This is a genomic window from Fructobacillus sp. ChS1-6f1-1-27 (genome assembly GCF_059579415.1).
Window position 1 is genome coordinate 1 of record NZ_JCAOER010000015.1, and the last position, 18,467, is coordinate 18,467.

Annotated in this window: 16 protein-coding genes and 1 tRNA gene; all 17 read right to left on the reverse strand. The window is 45.1% G+C overall.

Translation table 11 applies throughout. The features are described from left to right. Nucleotides 1–97 precede the first annotated feature (97 nt). Nucleotides 98–168, reverse strand: a tRNA-Cys gene (locus tag AC5162_RS05930). A 78-nt stretch (nt 169–246) separates the two neighbouring features. Next, a complete protein-coding gene (locus AC5162_RS05935; protein WP_496534335.1) occupies nt 247–549 on the reverse strand; it encodes a hypothetical protein in 303 nt (100 codons plus the stop codon). Next, a complete protein-coding gene (locus tag AC5162_RS05940; RefSeq protein ID WP_496534336.1) occupies nt 533–1,312 on the reverse strand; it encodes a YibE/F family protein in 780 nt (259 codons plus the stop codon). The genes AC5162_RS05935 and AC5162_RS05940 overlap by 17 nt, the downstream gene beginning before the upstream one ends. Next, entirely contained in the window at nt 1,309–2,400 is a 1,092-nt protein-coding gene (locus AC5162_RS05945; protein WP_496534337.1) for a YibE/F family protein, read from the reverse strand. The genes AC5162_RS05940 and AC5162_RS05945 overlap by 4 nt, the downstream gene beginning before the upstream one ends. A 66-nt stretch (nt 2,401–2,466) precedes the next feature. Continuing rightward, nucleotides 2,467–3,423 carry a primosomal protein DnaI gene (gene dnaI / locus AC5162_RS05950; RefSeq protein ID WP_496534338.1) on the reverse strand — a complete coding sequence of 319 codons (957 nt, stop codon included), beginning with the start codon at nt 3,421–3,423 and terminating at the stop codon, nt 2,467–2,469. An 8-nt stretch (nt 3,424–3,431) separates the two neighbouring features. Continuing rightward, on the reverse strand, nt 3,432–4,799 hold the full coding sequence (locus AC5162_RS05955) for a DnaD domain protein (RefSeq protein ID WP_496534339.1): 1,368 nt from the start codon (nt 4,797–4,799) through the stop codon (nt 3,432–3,434). Between the two features lie 11 nt (nt 4,800–4,810). Then, nucleotides 4,811–5,404, reverse strand: a complete 594-nt coding sequence (gene coaE / locus AC5162_RS05960) for a dephospho-CoA kinase (protein WP_496534340.1) — start codon at nt 5,402–5,404, stop codon at nt 4,811–4,813. Continuing rightward, nucleotides 5,404–6,114 carry a DUF975 family protein gene (locus AC5162_RS05965; RefSeq protein WP_496534341.1) on the reverse strand — a complete coding sequence of 237 codons (711 nt, stop codon included), beginning with the start codon at nt 6,112–6,114 and terminating at the stop codon, nt 5,404–5,406. Before AC5162_RS05965 ends, coaE begins: the two co-directional genes overlap by 1 nt. 38 nt (nt 6,115–6,152) lie before the next feature. Beyond that, the gene (mutM, locus tag AC5162_RS05970; protein WP_496534342.1) at nt 6,153–6,983 is read right to left on the reverse strand and encodes a DNA-formamidopyrimidine glycosylase; all 831 of its coding nucleotides are present in this window, start codon (nt 6,981–6,983) and stop codon (nt 6,153–6,155) included. A gap of 122 nt (nt 6,984–7,105) precedes the next feature. After that, nucleotides 7,106–8,467: a DEAD/DEAH box helicase gene (locus tag AC5162_RS05975; protein ID WP_496534343.1), complete on the reverse strand. Its 1,362-nt coding sequence runs from the start codon at nt 8,465–8,467 to the stop codon at nt 7,106–7,108. 127 nt (nt 8,468–8,594) lie between these two features. Beyond that, on the reverse strand, nt 8,595–9,911 hold the full coding sequence (obgE, locus tag AC5162_RS05980) for a GTPase ObgE (RefSeq protein WP_496534344.1): 1,317 nt from the start codon (nt 9,909–9,911) through the stop codon (nt 8,595–8,597). Between the two features lie 111 nt (nt 9,912–10,022). Continuing rightward, nucleotides 10,023–11,819 carry an excinuclease ABC subunit UvrC gene (gene uvrC, locus AC5162_RS05985; protein ID WP_496534345.1) on the reverse strand — a complete coding sequence of 599 codons (1,797 nt, stop codon included), beginning with the start codon at nt 11,817–11,819 and terminating at the stop codon, nt 10,023–10,025. Nucleotides 11,820–11,887: 68 nt separating this feature from the next. Further along, entirely contained in the window at nt 11,888–13,507 is a 1,620-nt protein-coding gene (gene pyrG, locus AC5162_RS05990; protein WP_496534346.1) for a CTP synthase, read from the reverse strand. A 232-nt stretch (nt 13,508–13,739) separates the two neighbouring features. Continuing rightward, the gene (locus AC5162_RS05995) at nt 13,740–15,746 is read right to left on the reverse strand and encodes an FtsX-like permease family protein (protein ID WP_496534347.1); all 2,007 of its coding nucleotides are present in this window, start codon (nt 15,744–15,746) and stop codon (nt 13,740–13,742) included. A 1-nt stretch (nt 15,747) separates the two neighbouring features. After that, the gene (locus AC5162_RS06000) at nt 15,748–16,503 is read right to left on the reverse strand and encodes an ABC transporter ATP-binding protein (RefSeq protein ID WP_496534348.1); all 756 of its coding nucleotides are present in this window, start codon (nt 16,501–16,503) and stop codon (nt 15,748–15,750) included. 91 nt (nt 16,504–16,594) lie between these two features. Then, nucleotides 16,595–17,365: a sensor histidine kinase gene (locus AC5162_RS06005; protein ID WP_496534349.1), complete on the reverse strand. Its 771-nt coding sequence runs from the start codon at nt 17,363–17,365 to the stop codon at nt 16,595–16,597. 220 nt (nt 17,366–17,585) lie between these two features. Then, nucleotides 17,586–18,266 (reverse strand): response regulator transcription factor, encoded by a 681-nt coding sequence (locus AC5162_RS06010; RefSeq protein WP_496534350.1) that lies wholly within the window; start codon nt 18,264–18,266, stop codon nt 17,586–17,588. Nucleotides 18,267–18,467: the final 201 nt, after the last annotated feature.

The window sequence follows — 18,467 nt, forward strand, 5'->3', positions numbered from 1 at the left end:
GTCACCGATTGAATATCGGCAACCAGCCGCTTAGCGAACTAGTAAATATTTACTTTAGTTTTTGGGGTATACGTCATAACTAGGACTTTTATTTTGAAGGTGGCAACCGGAATCGAACCGGCGATCAAGGTTTTGCAGACCCATGCCTTACCGCTTGGCTATGCCACCATTAAGCGTTGAAACAACGCTTATAATTATAAAGAAAATTGGTCTAAATTACAAGTGAGAAATCAACCAGCAAGAGCGCTAACCCAACTTATTGTCCAAGAGGATTTGCTTCATTTCCTGGGCGATTTCATCTGACTTGACCCATTCGACAAAGTGGTCGGCTTCAAGGCCCAAGAAGTCATAATTTTTGTTGATATAAGCTTCGACTTTTTCAACGTGGGAAGACCGGGGAATGTTCATCTTCAAAATCCGGACAGACTTGATAAAGCCGTGGTCAGCCGCATACTCAGCCCGGGAATTTTCTGGGATATTACCGAGTTCATAGTAAATCGACCCGTCATTGCGGGTAATTTCTTCAATCAAATTAAAGGTCTGGTTCATCTAACAAGTGCCGTCCTTCCTTTTTGTATGAGTGTTCCACTAGCCAAGTAGCAAACCAAATCGATAGCAAAATACCAACCATCCCCAACAGCATGGTGGCGACTTCCATCCCAAGCAACTTCCCATTGACTAATTCAGCAATGGAATACTTCAAACGAATATACCAAATCAACAAAGGAATATTGGCCCCCAGCATTCCAAAGAACAAAGTGTTGACTGCTGTTCCAAGAATTTGGTTGCCAATCAAATGAGCATGTTCACTCAGTGATTCTTCTGTGATATCAGGCGACCGTTCGATGACTTCGAACAAGTCAGCCGTCACTGCCATCGAGGCCTCGGCAATCGCTCCCAAGGCAGAAATCACCATTACAATCACCACTAAGTGACCGTAATTAATTCCAACACTCAAAGACAAGCCTTCCAATTCATCTGAATTTTCCAAAGTATAGCCCTGGACCTGGGCGAAGTATTGGACAACAAAGGCCAAGACTCCGACTGCCAAAGAAACAAGCAAGGATGTCTGCCAGGCAATTGTCATTACCCGTGACCGGTCTGATGATAAGAAAATTGCCACCGACAAAATCATGACGGCAATCACGGCTGTGACAATCAAGGGGCTAAAACCTAAGTTAACCAGGACAATCAGCATGAAAATTAAGCAGAAATTCAAAGCCAAGCCAATAAAGGATTTAACTCCCTGCTTACCTGCCACCAAAATTAGTGAAGCCAGTAAGAAAATTAAGAGTAAGCCAACCGTATTCATGAGGCAGCCTCCTTACCTGGTCGGTGCTGGAGGACAAAACCAGTAATTCCAGCCGTAATTGGGACCGCCCAGACAATGCCAAGGGCAGATACAACCGTCTGCAAGATTCCCAGGTTCATGATTTGGTCTAAGATGTAAGACCAGTTATTACCATTGCGGAGCATCAAAATCACCATTGGCAAAGTCTCAGCGATAAAGATCATAAACAAAACGTTGGTCAAAGTGCCCAAAATTTCTCGGCCAATCGACATTCCCGACCGCCAGTATTCGCTAAAAGGCCGCTCTGCTGATTCTCGGTGCAAGCCAAAGAGACCTGCCACAATATCCGAGGATTCATCCATCACCGCTCCCAAGACCCCAATAATTGCTTGAGCGTAAAAGAGTTGAGATGGGACTTGGGTGACATAAGACATCGTTTCAAAGTGGACACCAATTCCACCGGTAATCCAAACGGCAAAGCCTAAGGCAACCATGGAGATCGCTGTCGTTGAAATGGTAGATAACAAGGTAATCTGGGCCTGCTTATTCCAACCCAAAACCAAGAACAAAGAGATTGTGGCTAAGACAGCACCCAAACCAGCAAACCAGGTAATGACCATCAAGTTTTTAACTTGCACATCGACCACCAGGGCTAGCACAAAAATCAAGGCATTGATTAGCAGTGACGCCAATAAGAAACTAGTCCGCTTGGGCTTGGCATACACAAAGGTGGCCACCAACAATAGGACAATCAAGGCCACCATGGTTGAGTCGCGCTTGATCATATCAATCCCATACCCACCGGTTTCATGTTTCAAAATGATTTGGTCCCCAACCCGGAAAGTCGTGTCCATCGTTTGTGACCCGGTAATCGCATTTGAAATCTTAACAACCTTATTCGACCGGTTTAAAACCTTCACGGTTAAGATTTGGTTTGCTTCGGTATCCTGGTTGTTAAACTCGTCGGTCGTCGTTGACTTATTCTCAGTTTTAACATGGGTGACCTGGCCAACTGGTTCCTGGTACAAAAAACTATCTGCTCTAGTAAGGAAAAAAGCTGCCACGGCAGCTAGTAAAATCAAAAATAAGTTTAAAACATGCTTTTTCATGAAAGCGTCCTTTCAGGGTAACCCCCGTCAGTCCAGCTTGTGGGCCAAACCGTGAGACCCGGCCATTTACCGGTTCAACCGCCGGTTTTCACCCGCCATTGCCACTGGCTTTGACAAATAAAGGACCCGTTGCATCAACCGAGCCGCCTTACCAGGTTCTTTCCCGTCCTTCGTCTGACCCAAGTACTGTTCTAATGACTGTAAATCAAAATTTGACGTAAAGCAAGTCGTTAATTCGTTTTGCATCCGGTATTCCAAGATAACAGCCAGGATTGAATCCCGGGCCCAGCTTGATAATGAATCAGCCCCTAAGTCGTCTAGGACAAGGACTGGTGCCGTTTTAGCCTGGTTCAAAACTTGGTCAGTACTCTGTGGATTATTATTTTTATTAAAAGTTGATTTCAATTGGTCAAGTAATGATGGCCAGTGAACCATCATGACCGGAATCCCTTCGGCGGCCAAGGCGTTGGCTAAGGCTCCCATCAGGTAGGTTTTTCCAATACCAAAGTCACCAGACAGGTAGATGCCCGGCACAAAGTTATCGGAAGCAGTTTCCTTTTTCGCTACCAAGGCATTGTAAGTCTGAACTGCCTGCAAAACAGCCGGTCCCCGGCCCTGGTCAGCCCCATCTTGCTTGGAAATTTCTTCCAAGTTCGCGTTGGCAACCGCCTTTGGTACCGCCAACTTTTTTAACATCCGCTGCTTGGTCTGGGCCTTTTGCGTCCGTTCATCCGCCTTATAAGTAACTTGAGGGTAACCCTTTTCCAAGGTCAGCGTTGGCAAGTAGCCCGGGTACAGTGAGTTTTCCGGGTTCTTCGTCCGCTTTTTTTGGATGACAAATTCAAATAAGTCCATCATCGACACTTCAAAAGCATCAGGCGCCAACTTGGCCTCATTTTCACGCCAAAAGGCCTGGATTTCGTCATCGCCCTTAATCATTTGTAAGGCGTGGGCCATCCGCTGGGATGAAATTTGTGGATATTTACTTTGAAAATCTTTTAGAACAGACCCTAAATCTTTCATCTTATCCCTCAATTCTTGTTGTGCTGACGTTCATTAAAGGCAGCAAAAACCTTAGCAGCCGATTCGGCATCATAGTCCTGCCCCTTAGCCTGGTCATTGTTGGCAAAGGTTGGCTCCACCTTTTGACTACGGTTTGACCACTGCCGGTTGGTGGCACTCCCCTGCTGACTTTGTCGGTTTTGACCCGCTTTTTGGTGGTCTAAGATTGCTTGGACAGCTTCGGGAGCCGTTTTAACCCGGGCCTTCGCCCAGTTGTTAGCAATCGCATCGACCAAGTTTCGTTTCAAATCCGCCTGGTCCATATTCACCAAAACTTGGTAAATCAAAATATTAATAACTGGAATTGGCAAGACCTTTTGGTCAACCAAGTCAGTCAAAATCCGGTTTTCTGACTGGGTCAAATACCCCTGGTTCTTTTCTTTAATTTGCTTGATAAAGTCGACTGGACTGAGGCTATCAGCTGCTTGGTAAAGGGCCTGGAACTTTTTCTGGTTAACCTTTGTTGGCCCTTGGCTTTCTGACTGAGTCGTTGCTTGATTGGCAGACGTTTTTACCTGGCTTGGCCGGGCCTGCTGGTTTCCCCAGTTAGCCTTCAAATAGGCCAAGAACCCATTTTTATTCAGCCGGTGGTCGTCTAAGTTGACCGACCGGGTAATGGCCGTTGCCAATTCTGCTTCCGTCAAGCCATACAAGACCTGCTGAGTCATAATCAGACTCTTTTCTTGCTTTAAGGCAGCCGCACTAATCCCATGGGTCAACGCCGTCATCGCCTCAAAGTCAAAGCCAGTCATCTGAAAGTCTAGCCCACTTGCTTTAGGTGGTTCAGCCGCAGCAATATTGACTTCTGGTCGCCCTTCCCGGGCTGGCATGTCAAACAACTCCAAGAAGGAGGCCGAAATATCCTCAGTTGCCGTCCCAGTAGGTAGGTTAGCCCCTTGACTTTGGTAGCGGGCAGCTAGGGTTTGAAACCGTTCTTCACCAACATAGTAGAAGAGAAGACCAGACAACAGGTCTTCTGCAAAGAAGTTTTTGGCTGAAACCGGGGCCTTAATTTGATAAGTATAACCCGGTTGGAGGCCGGCTGATTGGTAAAAGGTCTTAACTAATCCGACTCCTTCAAGCAACCGCCGCGACCGAACAAAGTCTGGGTTCGACAATGTCAAAGAGTCCAAAATCTGGTAGTGGTCGGACAAAGTAGTAACGCCCGCCAGGCTTTCTTGGACTAAGTAATGGTAAAGGGCGTAGGCCTTGGTTCCCAAAAAGGGCAGATAAAGGCTAAAGGTCCGGTCCAAGTCTGACAATGTCACCGGCTGGCTTGCCTGCAAGTAGGCCTTGTCCTTGGCCTGAAATTCAATTGTCTGCTGGTCCTGGTCCATTCCAAAAATCCTTATACTAGTTTATTTAAGTAGTCTTGTACCTGGGCGGCCAAGTCTTCTTTGGTCCCATTATTGTCAAAAACAACATCGGCCATTTTCACCTTGTCTGCAATTGGCAGTTGCGACTTAATCCGACTCTGGGCATCCCATTCGTCTAAATGGTCGCGCGCCATCAAGCGGTCGAGCTCCAACCGCTCGTTGGTTTCAACGACGATGATTTCATCAATCCAATCAACTTCGTTATACTTTTGTTCAAATAAAAGCGGGATTGCCACAAAGACAACCGGTTCATCACCAGCCCGCAAAAAACCAAGTTGGTCGACAATTGCCGATTGGATGGCTGGACTTGTAATCGCCGTTAGTTCCTTTAACCGGGCTGGGTTTTTAAAAACAATTTTCCCCAGGCGCTTCCGGTTCAAAACGCCGTTTTCAATTACTTGGGCGCCAAAGGCGTCCTTAATTTCTTCTAAGACATGTGAACCTGGTTCAACCACCCCACGGTAAACGAGGTCAGCATCAATCACTTTGTACCCAGCCTCTTGGACCTGCTTGGTCACGGCTGATTTGCCAGTTGCAATACTACCAGTAATCCCGATAACTTTCATTATGACTGCCCCTTCAGTGCTGCTTGTGCAAATACCTGGCTGGAATACACTACCCGGCAGGTATTAATGTATGGTAAGGCAATGATGTAACCAAAGCCAAGGGTGACAATGCCAAAGATGTGCCAGCCAATCAAAGAAAACTCCAATTTAAAGAGTTCCCACTTCCGGCCAAGCATCACCTTTCTTGAAATCGTGATGTAGTCTGTCAAAGACTTTTGCCGACGGTCAAAGGTTAAGTCCATCTTATAGGCATAGTAGGTCTGTGAATAAGAAAAGGGCTTAACGAAGAACGGAATAATTAGGATTGACCAGAAAAACTCCAAAATATTGACAACAAAGGCCAACATAAAGGCAGCAAAGAACCGGCCGGCTTGAAAGGCCTGAAGACCTGCTTTCACACCAACCTTTTCTTTTGGCTTTTGGAACTTATCAACAATCCCCCACCGGGCTGACCAAACAAAAACTGTCACAAGAGCATCGGTGACCATTGACCAGATGTAGCCCCCAGATTGGCTATCTAAAACCAAAGTGTTGTACTTTAAGTAGTTATAGGTCATGACTGCAGCGGCGGCTACGGCCATCAAAATTTGGAAAATTAAGTAGGCAATTACAACAGCATTGACCTTCAAAATCTGCTTAAAATTACCCTTCAGTTGTTGGCGGGCAGTATACTTTACTCGTTTACGAGAAATTGGTTCAATCTTATCCATGGGTTCCTTCCAGTTAATGCTTTCTAGCTGGTTTTACTTTATTTTTTAACTTGGCACTTAGGGCAGTAAGTTGTTCCCCGTTGGGCGACCTTGGTCTTTACCAAAGTTGTGCCACACCGTCGGCATTCCTCACCGGCCCGGCCGTATACATCGAGTTCATTTTGAAACTTACCGACTTCACCAAAGACGTTTGAAAAAGAATGAACGGTCGTGCCGTGGTGGTCAACTGCCCGCTTAATTTCAGCGATAATATTATCACGCAGCGTCTTGGTTTCTTTAGCAGTCACCTGGTCCGTTAAGGTCTCCGGGTTAAGCTGACTCTGCCACAAAACCTCGTCGGTATAAATATTACCCAACCCAGCCAGCTTGGACTGGTCGAGTAAGAAGGGCTTAATCATCCGGTGGGAACTTTGCAAGATGTCAGTTAAGTAATCAACTGATAGTTCTTCTGCCGTTGGCTCAGGCCCAATCTTGGCCAAACCGGAAACATCCGTCATCTCTTTACCAGTTGGAACCAGCTGCATCCGACCAAACCGCCGGGTGTCGTTATACATCAAGTCCCGGTCATCAGACAGGGTCAAAATTACCTCGGTATGCTTGTGGGGGGTTGAGTCTTTTGGTTCGACCGAATACTGGCCTTCCATCCGCAAATGAGACACCACCGTATAGTCATTAGACAGGCGGATTAAGAGGTACTTGCCCCGCCGGTCAATGTGGTCAATCGTCGCACCGGTCAGGGTTTCCTTAAATTCTTTTAAGTCGGAAACAACTGCCTTTTGGTAAGGTACTTTGACCTTTTCAATTGTAGCGCCCTTGACCAAGGCGGTTAAGCCCCGGCGAACGGTTTCAACTTCTGGTAATTCTGGCATGAAAAGCCTCCATTCCATTCAGGATGGCAAGGACCTTCTGATGGTAACCAACTTAAGTCCTAGTCTTTTCCCAAATCAAATTCAGTAATTTGTTTAATCGCTAACCGCAAAAAGACCACACCCTAGTCACGGTCACGAGTTGCCCACTTAGGCTTACCCTTATCTTTTTTCTTCCGAGCTTGGTGTTTCTTTTTCTTCGGCTTAGCCGACGTTAGCTGACCGACAGGTTGCTGACCAGCCTGGTGTTGACCTCTCTTGGTCCGGTTAGAACTTGACGAATCGGCTGACTTACTTTCACCTTGGTCCTTGTCAGAGCCGATAGCGACCGTATCCGCCACCTTAACGGGTGCTGGTCGGTCGGTTTCTTGGTTGGCCGCACCAGGCCGCTTCTTGGAAGACGACTTGGCGCTTTCCCAAGTAAACTTTTCCAAGTCATGCCCTTCTGGCACAACCTGCTTTAGCTTGCGAATATCATGGTCATTACCTAAGTTTAAGACCTGACCTTCCAATCCAGCCCGGCCTGTCCGACCAGTCCGGTGGACATAAGTGGCCTGGTTGTTTGGAATTTGGGCATTCACGACCAAGGGCAGGCCTTGGATGTCCAAGCCACGGGCAGCCACATCGGTCGCCAGCAACAAGTCTAATTTGCCAGCCTTAAAAGATTTCAAGGCATCAGCCCGCTTCAAGTGTGACTTTTCATTGTTACCAACGGACATCACGGAGGCGTGCTCGTGTCGTAAAGCCGCTTGAGCAGAGACCAAGGCCCCAATCGTATTAAAGAAGACCAGAGCCTGCTGGTGACGGCGGGCTAGTTCAATCAAAACTTTGTGTTTGGCCCGGTCATCAACGTGCAAGTAAGTATGATGGATTGTCTTTGGTGCCTGGTTTTCGATTGCAACTGGGACAACTTTCTTACCAAATAAGGTATCAACCCAGTCTAAATCAACTCCGGCTGTCGCGGAAAACAAGGCGACCTGGTCCAGTGGTGGCAGCAAGTTTGCCAAAGACCGCAAGTCCCCTTCGTGTTCTTCCACCAAGGTGGCATCGGCTTCATCGACCACCAACATTGAAATATCTTTAGTCTTTAAAGCCCCGCCATCAATCATGGTCAAAACCCGGCCCAAGGTTCCAACCAAAACGGCTGGCTTTTCCTTTTTTAACTTGTCAGCTTGGCGCTTACCATTGGCCCCACCAATCAGTGTGGCGACCTTAGCGCCCACTAAGCCGGCATAAGGCCGGATGACCTGGGCCAATTGAGCCCCAAGTTCTTGCGAGGGAGCCAAAATTAATAACTGGCTCTTTTTAGCCGTCAAATCCAACCGGGATAAGAGCGGCAAGGCAAAGGCCAGGGTCTTACCAGACCCAGTTGGCGCCATCCCATACAGGGATTCGCCAGCACTCAAGCGGTCAAACAACGCTGCTTGGATCGGCGTTTTTTCTTGGAATTGTTTATCAAAGGCCTCTTGTAGGGCTGGTAAAATCATGGTTTATCCTCATTTGCGGGTTGTTTTTGAAAAAACAACTATCTTATTCATTATAACAAAGGCCGGCTAATTCTTGGCCGGTCCTAGCAGAAATTTTTTCCAATAAAAAAAACCTGGGTTCCCAGGTTTAATCAGAATATTCAAAGACAAAGTTCGTATTATTAATCCGGACATCGTCCCCGTCTTTTGCCCCGGCTTCGCGGAGCTTTTTATCAACGCCCATGTGGCGGAGTTGGCGGGCAAAGCGCATAATCGTTGCTTCACGTTGTAAGTTGGTCATCGCGGCCAACTTTTCAACTTCTGGTCCAGAAATCAACCAAGAGCCAAATTCATCATCCCAAGCCACTGACAAGTCAGGAGTATCTTGCTTGAACTGGTAAATCTTTTCTTCCGGCGTTTCTTCCTCTTGCTGGTAAGCAGACGGTACTGGGGCTTTGTCAAGCATATCAGCGGTCTTGCGAAGCAAGTCATCAACCCCATCATGGGTCACAGCTGAAATCGAGACGATTTCAGGGACTTCCTTCAAACCAGAATCATCTTCAACCTGCTTTTTAAAGTCGACCAACAAGTCAGCTGAGTCAGGCAAGTCCATCTTGGTTGCCACCACAATTTGGGGCCGGTCCAAAATGGTTGGATCGTATTGTTCCAACTCAGTCAAAATCTTACGGTACTGGGTATAAGGGTCTTGCCCTTCAATTCCAGACATATCAACCAAGTGCAAGATGACCCGGGTCCGTTCAACGTGGCGGAGGAACTGGAATCCAAGGCCAACCCCTTCGGAAGCTCCTTCAATCAAACCAGGCAAGTCCGCCATGACAAAGTCACGGTCATCACTCAAGCGAACCATCCCAATATTGGGGTCAATTGTCGTAAAGTGGTAAGCCGCAATCTTTGGTTTTGCATTGGATACCACCGATAACAAAGTTGACTTTCCAGCAGATGGGAAACCAACCAAACCAACATCAGCCAAGACGCGGAGCTCCAACTTAATGTTACGGACTTGGCCAGGCTCACCGTTTTCAGACAGTTCTGGGGCCGGATTTGCGGGGGTCGCAAAGTGGATATTACCACGGCCACCACGGCCACCACGGGCCACCAACAAGGTCTGGTCAGCATGGACCAAGTCGCCCAAAACTTCACCAGTATCAGCATCCGTGATAATTGTTCCCTGGGGAACCTTAATCACCCGGTCTTCGGCTGAAGCCCCAGTCATCCCCTTAGTGCCACCTTTACCCCCCGATTGGGCCTTAAAGTGGCGGTTATAACGAAAGTCCATCAAGGTCCGCAAACCTTCATCAACCTTCAAAATAATTGAGCCACCATGGCCGCCATCCCCACCGAAGGGACCGCCCATGGCAACAAATTTTTCGTGTCGGAAAGAGACGATGCCATCGCCACCCTTTCCAGCTTTTAATTCAACTTGTGCTTGATCAACAAATGCCATGATAATGTCCCTTCCGGAACTTACTCCTTTTTTACAAAAAACGTTTTTAACTAATTAATTCTATCATAGGTAAAGCTGATTGCCTATGATTAAATCGGTCATTAGACCGAATCAATTCTTGGACTCTGATAACGACCAGTGGATAAGCTGGGCAGTTTTGGCAGAAATCCCCAGGGCTTCCAATTCTTCTGGCTTGGCTGCTTCAATCTTGGTAATCGAACCAAAATTCGACAAGAGCTTTTGCCGGGTCTTTGGTCCCACCCCAGAAATCGCATCCAACCTGGATGCCAGAGACTTCTTTGACCGTGACTGCCGGTGGAAGGTAATGGCAAAACGGTGGACTTCTTCTTGGATACGTTGGACTAAGAAGAACCCTTGCGACTTGTGGTCCAAGGTCACAACCTCTTCTGTCTTCCCATCAATCAAATCCGCCGTCTTGTGCTTGTCATTTTTGACCATCGCAGCAATCGGCAAGTCAACTAGGCCAAGTTCGTCTTCCAAAACTTCCTTAGCTGCATGGAGTTGGATTAAACCACCATCCATCAAAACCAAGTCCGGCAAATCGGCCCCCTCTTTTAATAAGCGCGAATAACGCCGGCGGATGACTTCTTGGGTTTCCAACCATTCATCGGCATGGTCAGTCGACTTAATCTTGTACTTTCGGTACATATCCTTGTTCGGCCGACCATCTTCAAAGACCACCATCGCCGATACAATCTCTTCCCCCTGGGTATGGGAGTGGTCAAAGGCCTCAATCCGGTGGCCCATCGAAATGCCAAGGGCATCCGTGATTTCCTTCATCGCCCCGGCGGTCTTTTGCTCGTTTAATTCCATCAAGCGGAACTTTTCTTCCAAAGCAATCCGAGCGTTCTTACCAGCCAGGTCCAAGAGGTCCTTCTTTTCCCCACGGACTGGTGTTCGGACTGGTAAGTCTAAGGCCTCTGATAACATCTGACTATCAACATCCTTTGGCACCAAGATTTCCTTAGGCTTTTGGATATTTTTTTGCAAATAAAACTGCTGGATATAGGTCGTTAACTCATCAACCCCGTCACCAACGACCGAGAAAGTCTGCTTACTTTGCCGGATCAACCGAGCTTGGCGCAAAAAGAAGACCGAAACGGTAATCCAGCCCTTGTCCAGGTAAAAGTTAAACAAGTCTCGGGGCGTTGAATCGTTCGACAAGACCCGCTGCGATTCCACCGTTTCATCGATATACTTCAACTGGTCGCGTAAGTCAGCGGCCCGTTCAAATTCAAGGCTTTCAGCTGCTTCGTCCATTTGCTTAGACAACCGACTCTTGACCACCCTCGTATCCCCAGACAAAAACCGCTTAATCCGGTCAACCTGGTCATCATACTCAGCCTTTGGCACCGTCCGAAAGCAGGCCCCCAAGCACTGCCCCATTGAATAGTACAGGCAAGGCCGCCCTTGCCGGCCCTTGCACCGCCGCAAAGGATAGTTTTTCTCCAAAAAGTGCAGGGTTTCCTGCGCGGCGTAGACATTTGGGTAAGGACCAAAGTAAAAGGCCCCATCTTTCTTCACTTCTGATACCAAAGCCATCCGCGGGTCCCGTTCGTTCGTGATTTTGATATAGGGATAGCCAGTCCCATACTTCAAGCGGATATTATAGTAGGGTTTGTACTTTTTAATCAGCTCGTTTTCGAGCAGAAAGGCTTCCTTGTCAGAATTGGTCACGATAAAGTCAAAATCGACAATGTTGGCCACCAATTCGGCCGTTTTACCGGTATGGTCCTGCTTAAAGTAGGACCGGACCCGGTTCTTTAAATTTTTGGCCTTACCGACATAGATAATCTTGCCCAAGCGGTCCTTCATTTGGTAAGAGCCAGGTTCGCCGGGGAGTAAGGCTAATTTATGTTCAAGGTGTTCTGAAATGTTTGCTAGCATACCTTCATTATAACCTTTCTTATATACGAAAAAATCGCCACGGATGGCGACTTTTTTGTGAAATTATTTTACTTTTCGTTGTAGTTAACCGCAGCAGTAACAAAGCTGTGGTACAAACCTTCGGGCTTGTTAGGCCGTGAAATAAATTCGGGGTGGTACTGGGCAGCCACGAAGAAGTCGTTCTTCGGATATTCGATCACTTCCATCAACTTGTTATCAGGTGAAGTTGCTGAGAAGACCATGCCGTTCTTTTCAAATTCAGCCCGGTAATCCAAGTTGAATTCGTAACGGTGACGGTGGCGTTCGTCAACTTCTTCTTGGTTGTCATAGGCAGCAGCAGCCTTTGACCCTTCAAGCAAGCAAGTTGGGTAGTACCCCAACCGTTGGGTTCCCCCAAGGTCAGTGACTTCGTTTTGGTCATTCATCAAACCAATAATTGGGTGAGTTGTTTCTGGGTTCAACTCAGTCGAATTGGCGTCCTTATAGTTCAAGACGTCCCGGGCAAATTCAACAGAAGCCAACTGCATTCCCAGACATACCCCTAAGAATGGAATGTTGTTTTCACGGGCATACTTAATCGCTTGAATCTTACCTTCGGTTCCACGGGGGCCAAAGCCTCCAGGAATCATGATGCCGTCCATCTTACCAAGCAAGTCTGCCACATTGTTTTCAGTAACTGTTTCAGAGTTAATGTGGTCGATTTTCACATCCGTGTCTTGTGAGTAACCGGCGTGTTTCAAGGCTTCGTTGACAGAGATGTAGGCATCTTGCAAGTCGGTATACTTACCAACCACCGCAACATGGATATCCTTCTTCGGGTTCTTGATTGAATCAACCATGGCTGACCATTCGGTCATATCAGCTGCTGGTTGGTCCAATTGCAACTTGTCCAAAACCACTTGGTCCATTCCTTGTGCTTGTAAGTTCAAAGGAATTTCATACAAGGTTTCAACATCGCGGGATTCAATCACGGCCTTTGGATTAACGTCAGTAAAGGTCGCCAACTTATCCTTCATGCCATCGGTCAACGGCTTTTCAGTCCGCAAGACCAACATATCTGGTTGGATACCAAGTGACCGCAAAGTCGTCACGGAGTGTTGGGTTGGCTTGGTCTTGGCTTCGCCAGCCGCTTGCAAATAAACAATCAATGAGGTGTGGATGTAGAAGACGTTATCATTACCATAGTCGGACTTCATTTGCCGGAGAGCTTCGATAAATGGCAATGATTCAATATCGCCAACCGTTCCACCAACTTCGACGATGACAACATCGGCATCCGTTGATTCACCGGCAGCAACAATCTTTTCCTTAATGGCGTTGGTGATATGTGGGATAACTTGAACAGTAGCACCGTTGTAGTCACCCTTCCGTTCCTTGGCCAAGACTTCGGAATAAATCCGGCCAGTCGTCACGTTGGAGTACATGTTGGTGTTGATGTCCATGAAACGCTCGTAGTGGCCCATGTCCAAATCAGTTTCCAACCCATCACCCGTCACATAGGTTTCACCGTGTTGGTAAGGAGACATGGTACCAGGGTCAACGTTGATGTATGGGTCCAACTTCGTGATGGCCATCTTCAAGCCGCGGTTTTTTAACAAGCGGCCAAGTGATGCCGCTACAATTCCCTTTCCAAGAGAAGAAACGACTCCACCGGTAACAAAAATATACTTGGTTTGCTTCTTTGCCATAATGCCTCCTATGCTTGCTTGACACGCACCGAAACTATGGTTTTAGTCCCAGTTTTTCTTATAAAAATAGAAAGACTCCCAAGCAGAGCTTGGGAGCCGAAAAGTCATTCACATTCAGTTACACTAAATGTGAGCCCTAATATATATTACAGATTGACGGGGGCAATGTCAAACGTTTTTTAAGTTAAAATGCATCTTCATATCAGCATCCTATCGTAACTTATTAAATCATTTAATCCCGAAAAGCAGTCACCTGCTTAAAATAAGTACGAGAAGTCAACTTGTAAATCAAGAAGTAAATCATAATCATCAAAGCAATCGTACCAGCCATAATGCCATAAACAGCACTTGTCATAGGTACAGCAAAGACTAAGATGAGCTTTTGAATCATCGGAAAGGAGAAGCCAAGATGAACAATTGAAACAACAATCGGCAATCCGAATAGCCAAACAATCTGCGAACGAATTATCTTTTTTATTTCACCCTCGGACATACCAACCTTTTGAAGAATTTCAAACTGTTCCTGGTCAGCTTTCCCTTCAGAGATTTGCTTATAATAAATCATCAATCCGGTCGCTAAGATAAATGACAAAGAAAAGAGAATTCCAATGAAGAAGAAACCACCATAAAGGGCATTAGCCATTTTTTTGTTACTTGCTTTATCTTGAACATCCAAAAATGGATTTTTAGACTGCTTTTTAATGTCAGCATAGAAAGCATCTTTTTGTTTGGTGCTACCGGTCGTATTTAAGTAGAACTGCTGACTCTCCTTTTGGTCAAAACCAAGTTGCAAACCGCGATTTTCATAAGAAGAGGTCAACTCAGACACATCGACATAACTGTTAATAAGTGACTGATAGGCCGAATTAGTTGTAACAACAATTAATTGTGGGTAGAGTGAACTCCTTGGATAACCAGGTAAGGCACCATGGATACTTTTGACCTGATAATTTTGTCCATTCATTTTTAAGGACTTGTCTTTCAAGATTTTGGTATCGGAAGCTGTCTTCCCTGCCCCCTGATAAACAACAACTTGCTGATTAGATAACTTTATCTTCTTTCCTGTCAATTGTTGGTAATTTTCTTGGTTCATGAAGGCAACATTGCGGGTTTGGCTTTTAGCAGAAGAATCACTCTTCAAAATTTTACCAGACTTGTTTAACGTCAATAATTCCGAAGTTGAAGTTGTTATCTTATAAGCTTTTTTAACGTTAACACCTTCATTTTTAGCCAATTGCTTAATATCATTCATGGACAAATCGTTAGCCGTTGTACTGATAACAGTGTCAGTTGGAAAAAGGTTGTTCATTGAGTTCGTTTTTCCAAAGAACATTGCTGCAGTCGTCAAAGCAACAACTAGCGTCATCGTTGAAAGCAAGGTGATGGAAGCAAGGCCCACAGCATTTTGCTTCATCCGAAAGAGCATATTAGAAACCGTAATAAAATGTTTACTTTGGTAGTAATAACTTTGGTTTTTCTGCAGTGCTTTCAATACCAGAGTTGATGCTGCTACAAAGAGTAAATAAGTCGCCAAAATAATCAAAAGTGCGGCAATAAAGAACTGCTTGACAGCTTTGATAGGCGTCGGCACCGTTAGGGAGAGACTATAACCGACAACCAAGGCAAGAAATCCAAGTAGAAAGAAAATCCAGCGGTTCTTGGGTTCACTTTCAATTTTCTTTTCCGCCTTCATCAAATCTAAAGTCTTAGAACGGTAAACGGCAACAGTGTCGACAATCGTCAAAACCAAGAAAATAATATAAAAAATCAAAACCGTAAAGAATAAGGCGGGTAGTGAAAAGTTCATTTGGAAACTAGTTCCGTCAATTAACTTGATTAAAAGCAAAATCATAACCTTAGCAAAGACAAAGCCAGAAGTTAAACCAGCAACCAAGCTAAAGGAAAAAGAAAGAATTTGTTGAACCAAAGAGATTTTTAGTAAATCTTTTTTTTGCATGCCAAGGATACTGTATAAACCGAATTCTTTCTGCTTTCCCCGATTTAAAAAAGAATAAGAGTAAATCATGATTACTACAGAAAGCAGCCCAATAATAACCTGCCCCAACACAAGGAGCAAGCGAACAACATCGGCCATCATAAGCCCTTTAACACCTGGGGCGTAAATCAAAAGTTGCATCAAAAAGTTCAACGCAACTGCTGAAGAAGTAGCCAGTAAAAACGGTAGGTAGTTTTCCTTATTTTTTCGAATTGAATCGAAGGCAAGTTTGAAATAAAACATTTTAAGACTGCCCTCCCAACAAATTTGTCATGGCTTCATTAATGGCCAAAAGCATCTCTTGTTCGGACTTATCTCCCCGGTATAATTGGTGGAAAACCGTCCCATCCTTAATAAAGAGTACCCGACCAGCGTATGCCGCTGAAAGTGCCGAGTGCGTCACCATGAGAATCGTTTGACCAGACTGATGACAGTCATCAAAAAGGTTCAAAATGTCAGTGGTATTCTTAGAATCCAAAGCTCCGGTCGGTTCATCACAGAGCAAGAGCTCTGGTTTAGTAATTAGCGCACGACCAATAGCAACACGTTGTTGCTGACCACCCGACAATTCATAAGGGTACTTGTCTAACAAGTTGCCAATACCAAGTTGTTCAACCAATGTTTCTAGCTTTTTTTCTTTACCCTTCGTGTTTTTAGCTAACACCAAGGGCAGGTAAATATTGTCCCTGACTGTCAACGTATCGAGTAAGTTAAAGTTTTGAAAAACAAAACCCAGATGATCTCGTCGAAAGGCGGCTAAGTCTTTGTCTTTCAGGTTAGCTAAGTCGTCATCTTTTAAGAGGATATGGCCAGCAGTTGGTTTATCCAAAGTAGCGATACAGTTCAGTAAGGTCGACTTACCAGAACCAGATTCCCCCATAATGGCAATAAATTCACCCTGGTCAACTTGGAAGTCCACGTCTTTTAAGGCCTGAACTTTTTGAATGGAACGCTTTGACTTGTATTCTTTTTTTATGTGATTAACAGATAATAGTGTCATTATTTGACTCCTTAATTTATGGTGTCTTTAGCTTAACGTAAAAAGGACAACCCCCGTGCTAACAGCACAGACAGTTATCCTTACAATCTTGTTAGCTTGAAAGAGCCCGTTGTCGACAGTCAATAATCACGGTCGTTCCTTTCCCGATGTCAGACTTAATCTGAATTGAATGGCCCAGTTTGCCTAATACCTCTTTAACTAAGTATAAGCCAAGACCAGAAGCATTATCTTCCACTCGACCATTAAAGCCTGTGTAGCCTTGGTTAAATACCTGAGGCAGGTCAGCTTTATCGATACCAATTCCACTGTCTTGTATAATAATCTGCTGGTCAACTGTACAATTAATGGTCAATCCACCAACTTTTGTATACTTAATTGCATTGTAAATTACCTGTTCAAGTACAAAGGTCAGCCATTTCGAATCGGTCACCACGTTAAAGTCATCTTCCCCAAGACTCAACGACAAGTTTTTTTCAATAAAGAAAGTCTTATACTCTTTGATAACTTTTAAAACTAGACTCTTAGCTGATACAGAATCAAAGAATAAATCAGCAGAAATGTCTTGTAAGCGAATGAAAGAAAGAAGCATATCCAAATATTGGTTAACCAAAAAGAGTTGTTCACTAGTCTGCTTACCATCAACAGTGCCAGTTTGATTCATCAAATCTAAAACTGAGAGGGGCACCTTAATTTGGTGGACCCAAAGAGCATAGTAGTCTTTCATTTGCTGGCTTTCAAGACGTTGCTCATCGACCAAGTCAGCCTTTTCAAAAAGAGTTCTCTCAAGCAATTCCAATAAGAGTTTTTCCTGACTACTTGTCGCTACTTCCCGTGACAAAGTTTCCAGACTTTTTTCGGTCATTGCTTCTTGAGCCTTTTGCCGTTTTTTCTTCCAATAAAATATCAAACAGGCAGTCAAAACAACGAGTACATAACATTCTGGTAATAACAAATCGAAAAAAAGAGACAGTTTACCAGTTTGAAACCCAGTCACCCAGACTTCTAGCAAAACCATTAGTAAAAAAAGTAAATACAGCGACCGATGATCCTTTAAAAAAGCTTTGGTCTCTTCTACAAAGTACTTAATCATGGAGCATCAGCCCCTTCCCTTTAACCGTTTGTAAGACTTTGTCAAAATCAATCACCTTAGTTTTTGTCCGAATACGGTTCACCATGACCGCCAAAGTGTTACGGTCAACAAAAAGTTCGTCATCCCAAAGGGCGGCCATCAGATCCTCCTTACTGACCACTTGACCCGCTTTTTCAAACAAGGGAAAGAGTAACTTCGTTTCGTTTTTGCTAAGAGAGATGGACTGTCCGTCCCTTACCAGAATATTTTCCAGAATGTTCAAAGAAAAACCAAAAGCTTGCACCTCGGCGGAACTAGTTGCTTTTCCCTCATTCGTACGACGAAGAAGAGCCTGAATCTTCACAATTAATAAATCTAAATTGAAAGGCTTAGTAACATAATCGTCGGCCCCAAGATTCATGGCCATAATTTGATCAGTATCTTCTGCTCGCGAGGAAAGAAAAATAATCGGTAGCTGTGATTTTTGCCGAATCGCCTGGGTCCAATAAAAGCCGTTGAAGAAAGGCAAATTAACATCCATCAAGACCAAGTTGGGTTCAAATCCCTGTACCTCTTTCGTCACTTGATGGAAGTCTTGGCAAGCTTCTATGGAAAATCCCCAACCCGTAAGGCCCTTTTCCAAAAGGCTAACAATTTCTTGGTTATCTTCTATAATGAAAATCTTTGCACTCATAGGGGTCCTCAAATCCGTGTAAAACTGATTCTATCTTAACATATGCCATTAGTGCCCATTATTATGAACGTCTGGTTTGATGAAAACGTCGAACAATCAACGCACAAAAAAAGCAGCTAATCACTGATATGAACCCCAAAATTAGGACATGTCATTGAGCGGCCTTTAGGACTGATGCCCGATATTCAATCGGCGTCAGTC